The organism is Rhizobium chutanense (assembly GCF_002531935.1).
Lineage (GTDB): Bacteria > Pseudomonadota > Alphaproteobacteria > Rhizobiales > Rhizobiaceae > Rhizobium > Rhizobium chutanense.
Genome location: NZ_NWSV01000002.1, coordinates 246,384 through 259,177, shown reverse-complemented (window position 1 = coordinate 259,177; position 12,794 = coordinate 246,384). Strand labels below are relative to the sequence as shown.

Annotated in this window: 23 protein-coding genes; 22 read left to right on the top strand and 1 reads right to left on the bottom strand. The window is 61.3% G+C overall.

Translation table 11 applies throughout. The features are described from left to right. Positions 1-54: 54 nt before the first annotated feature. The 10 genes from CO666_RS03795 (at position 55) to CO666_RS03745 (ending at position 6,786) form a co-directional block, all read left to right on the top strand. Entirely contained in the window at positions 55-417 is a 363-nt protein-coding gene (locus CO666_RS03795) for a hypothetical protein (protein ID WP_179869606.1), read from the top strand. Then, positions 417-1,268, top strand: a complete 852-nt coding sequence (locus CO666_RS03790; protein ID WP_097610808.1) for a ParB N-terminal domain-containing protein — start codon at positions 417-419, stop codon at positions 1,266-1,268. Before CO666_RS03795 ends, CO666_RS03790 begins: the two co-directional genes overlap by 1 nt. Beyond that, on the top strand, positions 1,261-1,722 hold the full coding sequence (locus CO666_RS03785) for an FtsB/FtsL family cell division protein (protein ID WP_097610807.1): 462 nt from the start codon (positions 1,261-1,263) through the stop codon (positions 1,720-1,722). Before CO666_RS03790 ends, CO666_RS03785 begins: the two co-directional genes overlap by 8 nt. Beyond that, the gene (locus CO666_RS03780) at positions 1,719-3,680 is read left to right on the top strand and encodes a transposase domain-containing protein (RefSeq protein WP_179869605.1); all 1,962 of its coding nucleotides are present in this window, start codon (positions 1,719-1,721) and stop codon (positions 3,678-3,680) included. The genes CO666_RS03785 and CO666_RS03780 overlap by 4 nt, the downstream gene beginning before the upstream one ends. Before the next feature lie 121 nt (positions 3,681-3,801). Beyond that, positions 3,802-4,821 carry an AAA family ATPase gene (locus tag CO666_RS03775; protein ID WP_097610806.1) on the top strand — a complete coding sequence of 340 codons (1,020 nt, stop codon included), beginning with the start codon at positions 3,802-3,804 and terminating at the stop codon, positions 4,819-4,821. Further along, positions 4,818-5,111 (top strand): hypothetical protein, encoded by a 294-nt coding sequence (locus CO666_RS03770; RefSeq protein ID WP_097610805.1) that lies wholly within the window; start codon positions 4,818-4,820, stop codon positions 5,109-5,111. The genes CO666_RS03775 and CO666_RS03770 overlap by 4 nt, the downstream gene beginning before the upstream one ends. Further along, positions 5,108-5,386, top strand: a complete 279-nt coding sequence (locus CO666_RS03765) for a hypothetical protein (RefSeq protein WP_097610804.1) — start codon at positions 5,108-5,110, stop codon at positions 5,384-5,386. The genes CO666_RS03770 and CO666_RS03765 overlap by 4 nt, the downstream gene beginning before the upstream one ends. A gap of 194 nt (positions 5,387-5,580) precedes the next feature. Then, the gene (locus CO666_RS03755) at positions 5,581-6,246 is read left to right on the top strand and encodes a DUF3164 family protein (RefSeq protein ID WP_097610802.1); all 666 of its coding nucleotides are present in this window, start codon (positions 5,581-5,583) and stop codon (positions 6,244-6,246) included. A gap of 10 nt (positions 6,247-6,256) precedes the next feature. After that, a complete protein-coding gene (locus CO666_RS03750) occupies positions 6,257-6,457 on the top strand; it encodes a hypothetical protein (RefSeq protein ID WP_097610801.1) in 201 nt (66 codons plus the stop codon). Between the two features lie 8 nt (positions 6,458-6,465). Beyond that, positions 6,466-6,786, top strand: a complete 321-nt coding sequence (locus CO666_RS03745) for a hypothetical protein (RefSeq protein ID WP_143540233.1) — start codon at positions 6,466-6,468, stop codon at positions 6,784-6,786. Between the two features lie 8 nt (positions 6,787-6,794). Here CO666_RS03745 and CO666_RS03740 read toward each other — a convergent pair whose 3' ends face one another. Further along, the gene (locus CO666_RS03740) at positions 6,795-7,481 is read right to left on the bottom strand and encodes an MFS transporter (protein ID WP_143540231.1); all 687 of its coding nucleotides are present in this window, start codon (positions 7,479-7,481) and stop codon (positions 6,795-6,797) included. Between the two features lie 50 nt (positions 7,482-7,531). Between CO666_RS03740 and CO666_RS03735 the strand changes: the two genes are divergently transcribed. The 12 genes from CO666_RS03735 (at position 7,532) to CO666_RS34840 (ending at position 12,792) form a co-directional block, all read left to right on the top strand. Then, positions 7,532-8,173: a gp16 family protein gene (locus CO666_RS03735; protein WP_097610798.1), complete on the top strand. Its 642-nt coding sequence runs from the start codon at positions 7,532-7,534 to the stop codon at positions 8,171-8,173. Then, complete coding sequence (locus CO666_RS03730) at positions 8,170-8,919, top strand: methyltransferase (RefSeq protein ID WP_097610797.1); 750 nt, start codon at positions 8,170-8,172, stop codon at positions 8,917-8,919. The genes CO666_RS03735 and CO666_RS03730 overlap by 4 nt, the downstream gene beginning before the upstream one ends. Continuing rightward, positions 8,916-9,116, top strand: a complete 201-nt coding sequence (locus CO666_RS03725; protein WP_097610796.1) for a hypothetical protein — start codon at positions 8,916-8,918, stop codon at positions 9,114-9,116. The genes CO666_RS03730 and CO666_RS03725 overlap by 4 nt, the downstream gene beginning before the upstream one ends. After that, on the top strand, positions 9,113-9,472 hold the full coding sequence (locus CO666_RS03720) for a hypothetical protein (protein WP_097610795.1): 360 nt from the start codon (positions 9,113-9,115) through the stop codon (positions 9,470-9,472). Before CO666_RS03725 ends, CO666_RS03720 begins: the two co-directional genes overlap by 4 nt. A gap of 81 nt (positions 9,473-9,553) precedes the next feature. Next, entirely contained in the window at positions 9,554-10,390 is an 837-nt protein-coding gene (locus CO666_RS03715) for a peptidoglycan-binding protein (protein WP_097610794.1), read from the top strand. A gap of 2 nt (positions 10,391-10,392) precedes the next feature. After that, positions 10,393-10,635, top strand: a complete 243-nt coding sequence (locus CO666_RS03710) for an NAD(P)+ transhydrogenase beta chain (protein ID WP_097610793.1) — start codon at positions 10,393-10,395, stop codon at positions 10,633-10,635. Continuing rightward, entirely contained in the window at positions 10,632-11,003 is a 372-nt protein-coding gene (locus CO666_RS03705; RefSeq protein ID WP_097610792.1) for a hypothetical protein, read from the top strand. The genes CO666_RS03710 and CO666_RS03705 overlap by 4 nt, the downstream gene beginning before the upstream one ends. 225 nt (positions 11,004-11,228) lie before the next feature. Further along, a complete protein-coding gene (locus tag CO666_RS03695; RefSeq protein ID WP_097610790.1) occupies positions 11,229-11,576 on the top strand; it encodes a DUF2730 family protein in 348 nt (115 codons plus the stop codon). After that, positions 11,573-11,890 (top strand): VpaChn25_0724 family phage protein, encoded by a 318-nt coding sequence (locus tag CO666_RS03690; RefSeq protein WP_245436736.1) that lies wholly within the window; start codon positions 11,573-11,575, stop codon positions 11,888-11,890. The genes CO666_RS03695 and CO666_RS03690 overlap by 4 nt, the downstream gene beginning before the upstream one ends. A 2-nt stretch (positions 11,891-11,892) precedes the next feature. Then, positions 11,893-12,498: a DUF3486 family protein gene (locus CO666_RS03685; protein ID WP_097610789.1), complete on the top strand. Its 606-nt coding sequence runs from the start codon at positions 11,893-11,895 to the stop codon at positions 12,496-12,498. Beyond that, positions 12,495-12,677: a hypothetical protein gene (locus tag CO666_RS03680; RefSeq protein WP_097610788.1), complete on the top strand. Its 183-nt coding sequence runs from the start codon at positions 12,495-12,497 to the stop codon at positions 12,675-12,677. The genes CO666_RS03685 and CO666_RS03680 overlap by 4 nt, the downstream gene beginning before the upstream one ends. Then, positions 12,667-12,792, top strand: a complete 126-nt coding sequence (locus CO666_RS34840; RefSeq protein WP_280951773.1) for a hypothetical protein — start codon at positions 12,667-12,669, stop codon at positions 12,790-12,792. Before CO666_RS03680 ends, CO666_RS34840 begins: the two co-directional genes overlap by 11 nt. The last annotated feature ends 2 nt before the right edge of the window (positions 12,793-12,794 follow it).

Sequence of the window (12,794 nt, the reverse complement as noted above, 5' to 3'; positions counted from 1 at the left end):
CGTCGCCTCTGGCCTCGTCGCAGCCGTCGCTGCGTTCCTCGTGCAGGTGGCTCGATGATCTTCAATGCCTTTGATCAGAACGCGCTCTACCAAGCGCACTTGCATGCCTGCTTCGCTGCGGTCCGCGAAGGATTCCCGCATCTCGCGGTTCACGAGATCGTCGAACCTCCGCATGAATGGTTCGATGCGGCTCTGGCCCGCCAGATCGTGATGCATCTCATGATCGTCGAGCTTAAGTGGCCGAAACGCCGTGTCGTCGAGGTCGAAGACCGGTCACGCGAGGCCATCAATCGCGCTCTCCGGACAGTCAATGGCCGGCTGGAGAGCCCCCGGTTCCGGGCCCACTACCAAACGATGGCGCAGCGAGCCCGCACGTTCATCTCCCTTCAGACCACAGCAGAAGAAGACGCCGCATAATGGCCGAGTTCAAACGCATCCTCATATCCGAAATCGTTGTTCCAGAGCGCCTCCGGGCGGTCGAGGAAGAGCACGCGCTCGCGATTGCACAAAGCATCGTCGAGCATGGCCTCATTAACCCGATCACCGTCAGGTCAACCCCGGCTGCAAAAGGCGGGAACTGGACGCTTGTGGCTGGCGCTCACCGCCTTCGGGCGGTTGAGATCAACGATGAACCCGACATTGAGGCCATGGTCGTGGAGGGCGACAAGGCCGAGGCTCAGCTCATCGAGATCACAGAAAATCTCTTCCGTAACGATCTGTCGGTGATCGATCGGGCCATCTTCGTCAAAAGCTACCGCGACATTTGGGAGCAAAAGTACGGCAAGATCGAAGCCGGTCGCCCCGGAAATCGCGTCAACTTGACGGAATTGTTGGCGGCGGAAGCAGAGGCTGGTGGGTTCTCCCAGCATGTCGCCAGCCGCATGGGCATATCGAAAAGCGCTGTCGAGCGCCTTGATCGTATCGCCCAGAATCTTCACCCCGAAGTTCGATCGGCCGTGCGCGGTACGCCCATCGCGGACAACCAGTCGGCGCTCCTCAAGATCGCCAAGATGGAGCCGCTGAAGCAGCGCCAAGCGGCGGTCGCATTCCGGACGGAGCCAGACCTGAAGAAGGCGCTTGCACTCGTCGACCCCGCGCCGGCGCTGTCGAGCAAGCAGGTAGAGCAGGGCGTCTTGCTCTCGCGCCTCGTGACGGCATGGGAAGAAGCCAGCGAAAAGACCCGCAACGAGTTCCTGGAACACATCGGTCTTGGCGAAGCCGGCGATCCGCTGATGGCCGCAATCCACAGCGAGGCCGACAGTGACTAAGCATCCCGCCCAACTCGACTTCTTCCTAGAACCCCTATTTCCGGTTCGCCATGCCGCCGCCAGCATCGATATCGAGCGGTTCCGCGCGAAGCTGAAGCGTGCGATGGCACGGGCCATCCGCGAATGCCCGCATAGCCGCGAAGTCATCGCCGCCCGAATGGCGCAATATCTCGGCCTGCCGAACCTCTCCAAGACCACGCTCGACGCCTACACGGCAGAGAGCAAGAACACCCATGATATCAGCGTCGTTCGCTTCAAGGCCTTCATCCGGGCAACGGGGGCGCTCTGGCTTTGGGATATGATCGTCTCCGAAGACGGCCTCACGATGCTTGAAGGCGACGAAGCGCGCCTCGCCGAGATCGCGCGGCTGCAGCAGGAGCAACGCGCCCTCGCGCTAGAATTGAAGGCGCTTCGCTCGACACCGATCGTCATCAAAAGGAGGGCGCGGTCGTGAAGCAGTTCTTCACCATCGCTGAGCTGATCGCGGCGAACCTGCCGGAGTTGCCGCGCGATCCTTCGAAGCTGAACCGCTTCGCCAGTGACAATTGGCGCGGTGACAGCGGCAAGGCCCGCCAGACGTCGGGCAAGACCAAGCCGGTATGGGAGTATCATTATTCCCTGCTGCCGCAGGCCGCGCAAACCCGACTGCTGGTCATCCACTCGGCGCCGGCGAACGACGACAGGGACGCGAAGGCCGAGCAGAGACGCGCCTTGTGGCAGCGGTACGAGGCTCTTTCGAGCGAGCATAAAGGCATCTGTGAACAGCGCTTGAAGGTCATTCAAACGGCCGATGAGCTGGAGCGAGGCGGGCTTTCCGCCAAGGCAGCGGTCATGATGGCCTGCCGCAGGGGCGGCGTCGAGAAGTCGACGCTTTATCAGTGGCGGGAGATGGTCAGCGGTGTTGACCGGCAGGACTGGCTTGCCGCTCTCGCGCCCAGCTACAAGAGCGAGCGCGCCCGCTCGGAATGCCATCCAGACGCTTGGGAATTCATCAAGTCGGACTATTTGCGGGCGGAAGCTCCGAAGTTCTCCGCTTGCTACCGCCGCCTTCTCGTTGCTGCCAAAAAGAAGGACTGGAGCCCGATCCCGCATGAGCGCTCGCTTCGCCGAAGGCTTGAAGCCGAGGTTTCGGGGGCGGTCCAGAGGTTGGCCCGGAAGGGCAAGGAAAAGGCGAAGGCTCTCTATCCGGCCCAACGGCGTACCCGGTCACATCTTCACGCCATGCAGATGGTCAACATGGACGGTCACAAGCTCGATATCTTCGTGCGTGTGCCATGGTCAGAGCAGCCGGTTCGCGTCTTCTTGCTCGGCATCCAGGATCTCTATTCGGGCAAGGTGCTCGCATGGCGCATTTCCGATAGCGAAAACAAGGAAACGGTGCGCCTCGTCATCGGCGACATGGTCGAGCGCTACGGCATTCCCGATCGCATCTATCTCGACAACGGCCGCTCTTTTGCATCGAAGTGGATCTCTGGCGGTGCTGCCACCCGATACCGGTTCAAGGTTAGGCAAGAAGATCCGGAAGGCCTGCTCGTCACCCTTGGCATTGAGCCTCGTTGGACCAATCCTTACTCCGGCCAGTCGAAGCCGATCGAGCGCGCCTGGGGCGATCTGGCGGAGAACATTTCGAAGCATCCGTTTTGCGCCGGTGCCTATACGGGCAATACGCCTGCGGCCAAGCCGGAGAATTATGGATCGCGGGCAGTGCCCCTGGACGCCTTGCGCGAGCATGTGGCGCGGGAAGTGGCGGAGCATAACTCACGGGTTGGCCGCAAAGCTCAGACCTGCAAGGGCCGTAGCTTCGACGCGACCTTCGAGGAAAGCCTTGCCCATCCCGGCACGATCGTCCGCTGGCCGACTGCCGCGCAACGCTCGCTCTGGCTTCTCGCCTCCGAGGCGATCCGCGCTCAAAAGGGCAGTGGCGAAATCCATTACCACGGCAACCGCTACTGGAGCCGGGAGCTGAACCAATATGCCGGGCAGAAGGTCACAATCCGTTTCGACCCAGACAATCTGCACGGCTCTATCCGCGTCTACGACCTGAAAAACGTCCTGATCTGCGAAGCGCCCTGCATCGCCGACGCCGGTTTCGACGATCAGGAAGCGGCCCGCCAGCATGCCCGCAAGCGCCGCGACTATCAGAAGGCCATCGCCGCCGAGAAGTCGGCACTTGCCGCGCTTACTGCAGCCCAACTCGCCGAAATTCTCGCCAAGGGCGAAGCGGCAAGCCAGCCTGCGCCGGAGCCGGTGCGCCCGAAGGTTACGCGCCTGGTGACCGGCAATCTCGCTTTGAAGCCGGCGCCGGCTGCTGAAGAGAACACGTTTGAAGAAAGATTTTCCCGCGCTTTGTCCCGCGTTTCGGGTGAGGGCGCGATCCTGGAATTCCCGAGAGGGGATCGGTCCAGAGAGTAGTGCGTCGGACCGTCATAAGCAGAGCCGAAATGTAGTGAGTCCGGTTCCCACAAAAAAATAGGGCGAGGTCACCCCCGCCCAACAATCGGCCCCCCAAGGGGCAATGCGAAGGAACCTTAGTATGAATAAGCACATCGACACAAGTCGTTTTACGGGCTGGGAGCAACCGGAACCGGAAGCGAACTTCGTTGCCAAGCACAGTGACGAAATCGACGAATGGCGGAAGGTTCGTGAGCAAACGGCCGAAATCGCCATCTCCAATTCATGGAGCAAGGCGGAAGTCGCGCGCCGCAGCGGCATGAAGGAAAGCACCTTCAGCCAGTGGTTCTCCGGCAGCTATTCCGGCCGTCTGGAGAACATGACCCGGCAGATGCGGCAGTGGATCGACGCGCTGCTGGAAGCGGCCGCAATGCCCACGATCCCCGTCTCGCCGGCCTTCGTCAAAACGCGGATGTCCAGGGAGATCATCGAAACCCTTCGCTGGGCGCAGATGACGGCCGATCTCGTAATGATCACGGCCTGCGCGGGCAACGGCAAGACAGCGACCGTGCGGCATTATAAGGCCACCAATCCGCATGTCTTTCACGCGACGGTCAGCCCGCACACCAAGACAGTCCACGGCATGCTGGTCGAACTGGCGGCGGAACTGGACATTCACGAGCACAATCCCGCCAAGCTCACTCGCGCGATCGGTGGGCGGCTGCAACGTATCGGCGGGGGATCGCTGCTCGTGATTGACGAGGCTCAGAACCTGGTCGACGACGCGATCAACCAACTCCGGCATTTCTCAGACATCTATGAGTGCGGCATCGCCCTCGTCGGCAACGAGGAGGTCTATACCCGCTTCGTCAAGCAGTCGAACGGCCGCTCCTATGCGCAGTTGAAGCGGCGCGTCGGTAAGAACCTGAAGCGCCAGAAGCCGTACGCCGAAGATGTTGCCGCCTATATCGAAGCTTGGGGCGTCACTGATCGCGATACCGTTCGTTTGTTGACCGGGATCGGTACGAAGGGCGGCGCGCTCGGGCAGATCGATAAGACCATGAAACTCGCCAGCATGATCGCGCTTGGCGAGGATCGCCCCGTCACTGTCCAGGACGTCCAGGACGCCTGGAAGGCCCGCGACGTGGAGGATCTGGGATGAGCGCCATCCTCACCCTCAGCACTGAACTGGCGGTGGCCGTGAAGGACTTTGACCGGGTAATACCGGCAGGCCAATCGAACGATCGCGATATCGTTGCCCTCCGACAGCGGCTGCTTCTGCTTTGCAAGCTCGCGCGCAATCTGGAGAGCGAGGTCCAGATTTACCGGCTGATGGAAGCCGCGAAGCAGGGCCGCGACGTCGTTGAGCAGCTCGCCACCGAGGCTGCCGCCACCTTCGTCTTGAACCGCGACGACAATGTCATCCGGCCTGATTTCGGGAGGAAAGCATGAGCTGCTCGGAACTCACATCGCAATGCCTGGTCGCCATCCGCGAGGAGCTGAAACCGCATGTTCATGGCGGGAAGTTCTTTACCAGCGAAGACGTCGGCAACCTGGTCCGCCGTCTCAACACGGCAATCTCTCTCGCCGAGGAGGTCGAGGAAGAGAAAAGCATGTTGGAGCGGCGGGAACGTCTCGCTGGCGGTCGCCAACTCGGCCCAGCGATTGTTGGCCCCAATGTCGTGGCCTTCCGAGGCCATGCGCCGACCGGGGGCAGCCGCGCGTGAATCGCCCGATCTCCGCCCCGCCGGCCAAACGCCGTCCGGCCGAGACCCTTCGAACCGCCGTCGATCGCGTTGTGAGCGCGCTCGGCCATCTGGAAACAGTCACCCATACGGTCGGAGAACCGAGTGCGCACCGGAAGCTCATGCAGGCTGTCCGCAATCTGCGCGCTACCGCCGTCAAACAGAGGAACAGGTAAATGAAAGCAGTTCTTATCGAGCAGCAGAGCGCAGCCGAAGAGGCAGCCGGCATCACCATGGTCACCGGCCGGCCTTACATGACCGATGCCAAGGGCAACCTGGTGCCCGCCGAAAACGTCAAGCCGGAACACAAGCTGGAAGACGAAGTTGTGCGAAAGATCAGCGGCTTTGCCGAGGGGCTGTCTGCACAAATCGCTCGGTTCCGTGGTCACACCATGACCGATCTCGGCGACCTGGACGCTCTACTCGCCCAGGAATACGGCGCCAAAATCGGCGGCGCCAAGGGCAACCGCACCTATCAGACCTACGACGGCCTCATGAAAGTCCAGGTGCAGGTCGCGGATTTCATCGACTTCGGGCCCCAACTGCAGATCGCCAAGAAGCTGCTCGACGAATGCCTGATGGAGTGGTCGGCCGACAGTCGGCCGGAGATCCGCGCCGTCATTACCAAGGCCTTCCAGACAGAGAAAGAAGGGCAGGTCAACCGGTCGGAGATCTTCATGCTTCTGCGGCTCGATATCGATGACCCGCGCTGGCAGGATGCCATGCGTGCGATCCGCGAGGCGATGCGGATTACCGGCTCAAAGGAATATGTCCGCTTCTACAAACGCGCGTCGATCAGCGATGGCTGGCAAGCCATCACCATCGATCTCGCGAAGGTTTGAGGGCAGCACCATGAGCCGCCGCTTTGCACACGCCGCTGACGATTACGAGCGAATGATCGCCGATATCGCCCGCCAAGAGGGCTTCAAGGTCGAAACGATCGACGGCGTTGTCTTCTTTGTCATTCGCTCCTTCTCGCCTTCGGGCGAGGAGGTCTTTTCCAAGGTCAACATCACGCGCTTCGCCGAAGGCTTGGAGAAACATCTGTCATGAGCGCTTCCGTGACCACCATCGACAAGATCGCCAATGTTGAGCGGATGATTGCGATCGTTCGCGGCAAGATCGCCTCCATTCCGTCGATCGAGGACGCTGGTGACATCAGCGTCCAGGCCGCCGAAAAGCGCGTCAAGATGGAACTCACCCGTGAGTTCGGCGCGAGCTTCTCTTTCCGTTCGGGCGGATACCACGTGTACCTGTCCGGCGTCGGCGCCACCTGCACCGCGGGCTATTCTGGACTTTTCCGGAACTGGGAAATGGCGGCTCGCCGCAAGATCATGATGCTGCGGGTGGTTGCTCGCGGGACGGCGAGGGTGGCGTCATGAGCAAGACCTCAGTTCCCCTGGACCGCGTAGGACCGGTCGGTGAATTCCAAGCTCGCAATGAGGCGCTTAAGCAGCTGCACCGTGAGCATGATGGCAACAAAGGCGGTCTCAAAGACATCCGCGAACCCATCATGGTAGTGGTAGTGGTCGTTGCTAGTGGGATCGAAGGCGTCGACGATCTCCAAGTGGCGGTGGAGCGTATACCGAACGACTTGGTTTTGTTCCATCAGTTCATCGAGATATCGGGTCGTCGGGCCGTCGAACAAGACAATACCTTGTTGAAACTGATGACGCGACAAGACGCGATCTATCTCGTCAAAACGGGGAAGGTAACGCCTGCTCACTTCTGTGACCCACGACCACTCCCGCGTATCATCCCCCGGCGGAGGCTCAATTTTGCCATCGTAGAGATCGCTGAGTTCAAAGTGGATATCTCTCAAGTCCTGGATTTGAGGGAAAAGGGCGCGGCTGACCTTCAACCTGTCGGGCCGGGTTTGGATGCTCACCAGTTCGCGATGTCGTCTCTCGCTTTCGCGATCCGTCCTTTCCATCGTGCGAATTGTAATCGTGGCGGCCAGCACCGCCGCGATGCCAGTAATCAATGTCTGAAATTGGTTCACCCATGCCTGCCAGACCGGAAAAATAGCAATTCCGACCAGCGCGCCAAGCGCCGCGCCGATACCGGCCCATTTCATGTATCGCATCATAAGACTTTCATCCGAGAGTTGGTAACGGGCGTCATCGCATGACTACCTCCATCGCCGCAATCCACGTCGCCAAGAAGCAGCTCGGCCTCGATGAAGATACCTATCGCGCCAAGCTTGCCCGGATTACGGGCAAGTCTTCCGCAAAGGAGATGACCGAGGCCGAGCGGCAGCATGTCCTCGCGGTCTTCCGCAATGAAGGTTTCGCGCCGGCGCCAACGGCTCGCCGCGCTGACGGCCGGCAGAAGCTGACGGGCAAATATGCCAAGAAGCTGCAGGCGCTCTGGATAGCCGGCTGGAACCTCGGCATCGTCCGCGACCGCGACGACAAGGCCCTGATCGCATTCGTCAAGCGTCAGACCGGTCTCGATCACACGCGCTTCCTTGTCTACCCCGACGATGCCAACCGCGCGATTGAGGCGCTCAAAGGCTGGATCAACCGCGAAGCCGGCGTCCCCTATGGCAATACCAACGGCTACGACTGGCTGTCGCAGGACGGCGCCAAGGTCGCCTGGGCGCAGTGGAAGATCCTAACGCCCGGCGCCGGCCTCGTCGTCCGCAAGGGCTTTGACGATGAAGTCTTGCGTCTCACTGGCACCGCCATGCTTCAGGCGGTCACGGCCAAGGGCTGGCAGGCGGTCATGAACCGTTTCGGCGAGCAGATCCGGGCGGGCAGCCGATGAAGAACGTCATGGAGTCCCGCTTCCTCGAAAAGGGATCGCTGGAATATTTTCCGACGCCGCCCTGGGCGACCCGCGCCGTCATCAAGGAAGTTCTGCAGGGCGGGCTCTGGTTCGATCTGCGTTCAAAGCGCGTGCGCGACCCTTGCGCCGGCGGCGGTCACATGGCCGTGCCGCTGCGCGAAACCTTCGCGGCCGTGGACGTCGCCGACGTTGCCGATTGGGGGATCAATCCGGAGATCCGCGACTTCCTCGAGGAGACGCCACAACGTCTCCTCGAGGACGGTCATGAGCTGCCGGACTGGATCTTCATCAACCCGCCCTTCGAGCAGGCTGTGAACTTCGTTCTGCGGGCTCTCGAAATCGCCACGGAAGGCGTGGCCGTCTTTTGCCGCCTCGGCTGGCTGACCAGCCAATCGCGCTACGACCGCCTCTTCGGGTGGAATGCGCCGGCCTATGTCTGCCCGTTTTCGGAGCGGGTTGCCTTGATCCAGGGCGCCTGGGACCCGGAAGCATCGAGCGCGACCGATTACGCCTGGTACATCTGGATCAAGGATCATTTCCCCTCGGAAGTGGTTCGGCCTCGATCGACCGTGTGGCATCTGCCGCCCGGCATGCAGGATCGTTACACGCGCCTCCCTGATATGGACCTTGCCACACCAGGCGAGGCCGAGCGCCGCCGACTGGCTAAAAAGGCCACAGCGGACGCAGCTAAACAATCTCAGCTGTCCCTCCTGGAAGGAACATGATCATGCGCAATGCCATGCCCCTGTTCGAAAGTTCCGAGTTGGCGTCCGTTACCGCTCAGTGTGAAGAGCTTTTGAAGAAGCTTCAAAGGGGCGGCGTTGACGCCCAGACGCGCCTCCGTCGCGAGCAGCGGCTCCGCCAGTTGCGGGCCGAGCAGATGCGGCTTGAGGTGCAGCTCGGGCTTGGAGCACGCCAGTGAGCGATCTGACTGCTGAACTGCACGAGCTGCTAGGTGACGAGGGCTTTCTCAAGCTGACGGATATTCATGGTGGTATCCGCGTCTATGTCCCGAAGGTCGCCCAGGGTTCCGCACTGGCGAGCGAGATCGGCGTTGACAATACGGCCCGGCTTTCCAAAATGTTTTCTGGCGGCTATATACGAGTGCCGGTTGCCCGTGAGTTTCGCGCTCACCACTATCGTGCCCATGGCGAGAGCAATGCTATGATTGCCAGACGCCTCGGCTTGACCGAGACCGGTGTGGAAAAGCTCTTCCGCCGCGCCCCAAAAGAGCGGGTGGCGGCTAAAAAAGATCCTCGACAGATCGAAATGTTCTAGCCCGCCCGCCAAGGCGGGCATGAACGACCACCCGCCTGCGCGCGTATTGTCGCCCCAACGTTTCGACCTTGGGGCTTTTTCATGTCATCTCTTCAGCAGCGCTTGACCGCGCGTATCGACGCCAGCACGCTTAAGGCGATCGTTCCTCCCGTTTCCAACAAGCTGGCGCAGCAGCGCTCCATCATCGAGCAATTCGGCGACATGTTGCCGCCGCTGCTCGATCGCTTCGAGGTCGATACGCCGCTGCGTATCGCGCATCTTCTGGCGCAAACCGCCCACGAAAGCGATCTGTTCGTCACGACCGAAGAATATGCGAGCGGCGCCGCTTATGAGGCCCGCACCGACCTCGGCAATACGCAGCCGGGTGACGGCAAGCGCTACAAGGGGCGCGGCCCGATCCAGTTGACCGGACGGGCCAATTACAGGCTCTTCACCGCCTGGCTGCGCAAGATCAATCCGGATTGCCCGGATTTCGAAGCGAACCCCGATTTGGTCGAACTCTTCCCTTGGGCGGGCTGGGCCGTCTTCTATTTTTGGTCGGAGAAGAAGCTCAATGCCTATGCCGACCGCGATGACCTAGTGGGCGAAACGAGGGTTATCAATGGCGGCCGGAACGGCCTCGACCACCGTGCGGAGCTGCTCGCCAAGGCAAAGACCGTCATCGCCGGTCTCCAGGGCGACGGGATGTCCGGCCGGCAGGTCTTTCCCGTCATCAATCGCGGCATGTCTGGCAAGGCCGTCGAGGATCTTCAGCGGGCTCTCGCCGCAGCCGGTTTCTATCTGCAGGCGATCGACGGCCAGTTCGGCGCTGCCACCGAAGGCGCCCTGAAAGTCTTCCAACGCGAACGCGGCCTGACTGTCGACGGCATTGCCGGCCGAGAGACCTCCGCCGCGCTTGCGCCATACCTGAAGGGCTGACCATGCAAAAGCCCGCCTATTCCACGTCGAAGCGCTCGCTCTGGCTGAATTCGTTCATGGCCTGGTTGGTCATTCTGATCCTCGCCGTCGGTTCCATCATGCAGGGCCAGGCCCTCGGGTTCGCGACTGTCGCCGTTCCTTCGCTCGTCCTTCTGATCGCCGGGACACTCGGCATTCATCGCCACTATGGCTCACGCGACATGGAGCTGATGCAGCGCGACCAACGCCCGGAGGATTCGCAATGAACCTGTTCGGCTTCAAGATCGGGGGCGCGGCACTGGCCGCGATAGCTGCTGCGGCTCTTATGCTCGCGGCTGCGATCGTCGCCTATCTCGCGCTCGACAAGATCGACACGATGATCATCCGGGCGGTCCAGCAGGAGCGCCAGGAGCGTGACGCGTATTGGCAGCTCGAAATCCAGAAGGCCAACACGAAGGTCGCGCAAGCCGAGGCGGCGCAGGCCCGTGCCGTCATCGATATCCAGGCCGATGCCACCGACCGCGTCAACGCCGCGTCTCAACAGCTCGAAGAAGTGAGGAAACGGAATGAGAAACTGCCTCCGGCTACTGGCGTTGGCCTTGATGCCGCTCGTAGTCGCCTCTTGCCAAAGTGACGACAAGCCGGCCTTGCCTGTGGTGATCAGCAAGACCGTACCGGTTTCCCTGCCGCCCGAAGCCCGCAAGGAAGCGCCGAAGCTTACGGCGCCCGTCGATCGGGATCGGTTGCCGGACCAAGTCCTTATTGACTGGTCCTCAGATCGTATCGCCCGGAATGTCGGCGAGTACCGCCGTGCCGCCTGTGTCGCCGCTGTCGATGCACACAACGCCGGAGCCCGCTGATGGACCCGAAAGAATACGCCATCTGGATCTCGTTGGCGCTCGGCGTCATTGCGCTCCTCGGCCATCTGAAGGGCTGGATCAATTCCGGCGAGAAGAGCCTGGCGGACAAGGTCAAGGCCACCGAAGGCAGGATCAAGGCGGTGGAAGATCGGCTCGAGTCGCATGCAACGCGCATCTTGAGCATCGAGGGCGAGCTTCGGCATCTCCCCGATCGCGAGGGCTTCCATCGTCTGGAGATGAGGATGACGGAGCTGACCGGACAACTCAACACAATGACGGAAAGGCTAAAGCCGGTCGAAGCGATCGGCGAGCGCCTGCAGGAACTGCTTTTGGAGAGAGCTAAGTGACAGACGATATCGGCGTCGACTTCGACAAGATCATGCGCGAGGAAGCGCGCCTCATTATCCTGAAGGCGCTTGCCGAGCAAACCAACGAAAGCTTGAGCAGCTCGATGCTGGAGCCGGTGCTTGCCCGCTTCGCCATTCACCAGGAGCGGCCGTGGATCCACGGCGAGGTCGAGTATCTCCGCAACATGGGCGCCGTGACGGTCCTGCCGGCCGGTTCGGTGAAGATCATCACCCTCACGGCGCTCGGCAAGCGGCACGTCGATCGGCATGTCGCCATTGAGGGCGTGAAGCGGCCGTCCAGGCCAGGAGCCTGACCATGGCGAGAAAAGGTCGCGGCCGGTTATCGTCGATCCAGCTCCTGCCGCAGGAGGCTAACCAGATCGTCATGTGGGCGGCGGCCGAGCTGCAGGACAGCAGCCGTACCCAGCTCGAAATCTACCAGGAGTTTTCCGACAAGCTCGAAGAGCTGCAGCGTGAAAGCCGTGGCGAGCTGGAGTTCAAGATCCCGAGCTTCTCGGCCTTCAATCGCTATTCGATCAACCTCGACGCCATGACGCGTGACCTCAATGAGACGCGCGAGATGGCAGCGGCGATCTCCGACACCTTCGATCCCGAGGAAAGCGACGATCTCACGCTGGTCGCGGCCGAGGCGATCAAGGCGCTGATCTTTACGCTTCTGCGGACAGGGCGCGGCAAGATCGATTCGAAGGATGCCAAGCAGCTCGCCGACGCGCTCCGATCGGCGACGCATGCGCAGTCGGTATCGACGGCCCGCCGCGACAAGATCGAAGCCAAGTTCAAGGCCCAGGCCGAGAAGGCGATCGAGAAGGTGTCGAAGGAAAAGGGCATGTCGGCCGAGACAATCGCGCAGTTGCGCCGTGATTTCCTCGGCGTCAAACCGAAGAAAAAGGATGCCGCATGAGCGAGGCCACGATCTGCCCGCATTGCAAAGGCATCGGCCAGAAGGTCAAGCGGGTGACCTATCGGCCGAACGGGACCGTTTCCAGCATCGTCTACGACACCAAGGCAGGGTGCGATCTTTGCCGCGGCTCGGGTGTGAATGCTCCCGGTGAACGCAAAGGAGACAGCAATGATTCCTGATCTCACGGCGCTCTATTATTTCGTCATCTTCGGCATGATCTGCGGGGTGCTTGCCGTCCTGGGCGGCCTTGGCTTCGCTATCTGGTTCGTCATCGCCCACGTGCAGATCGTGTAGGT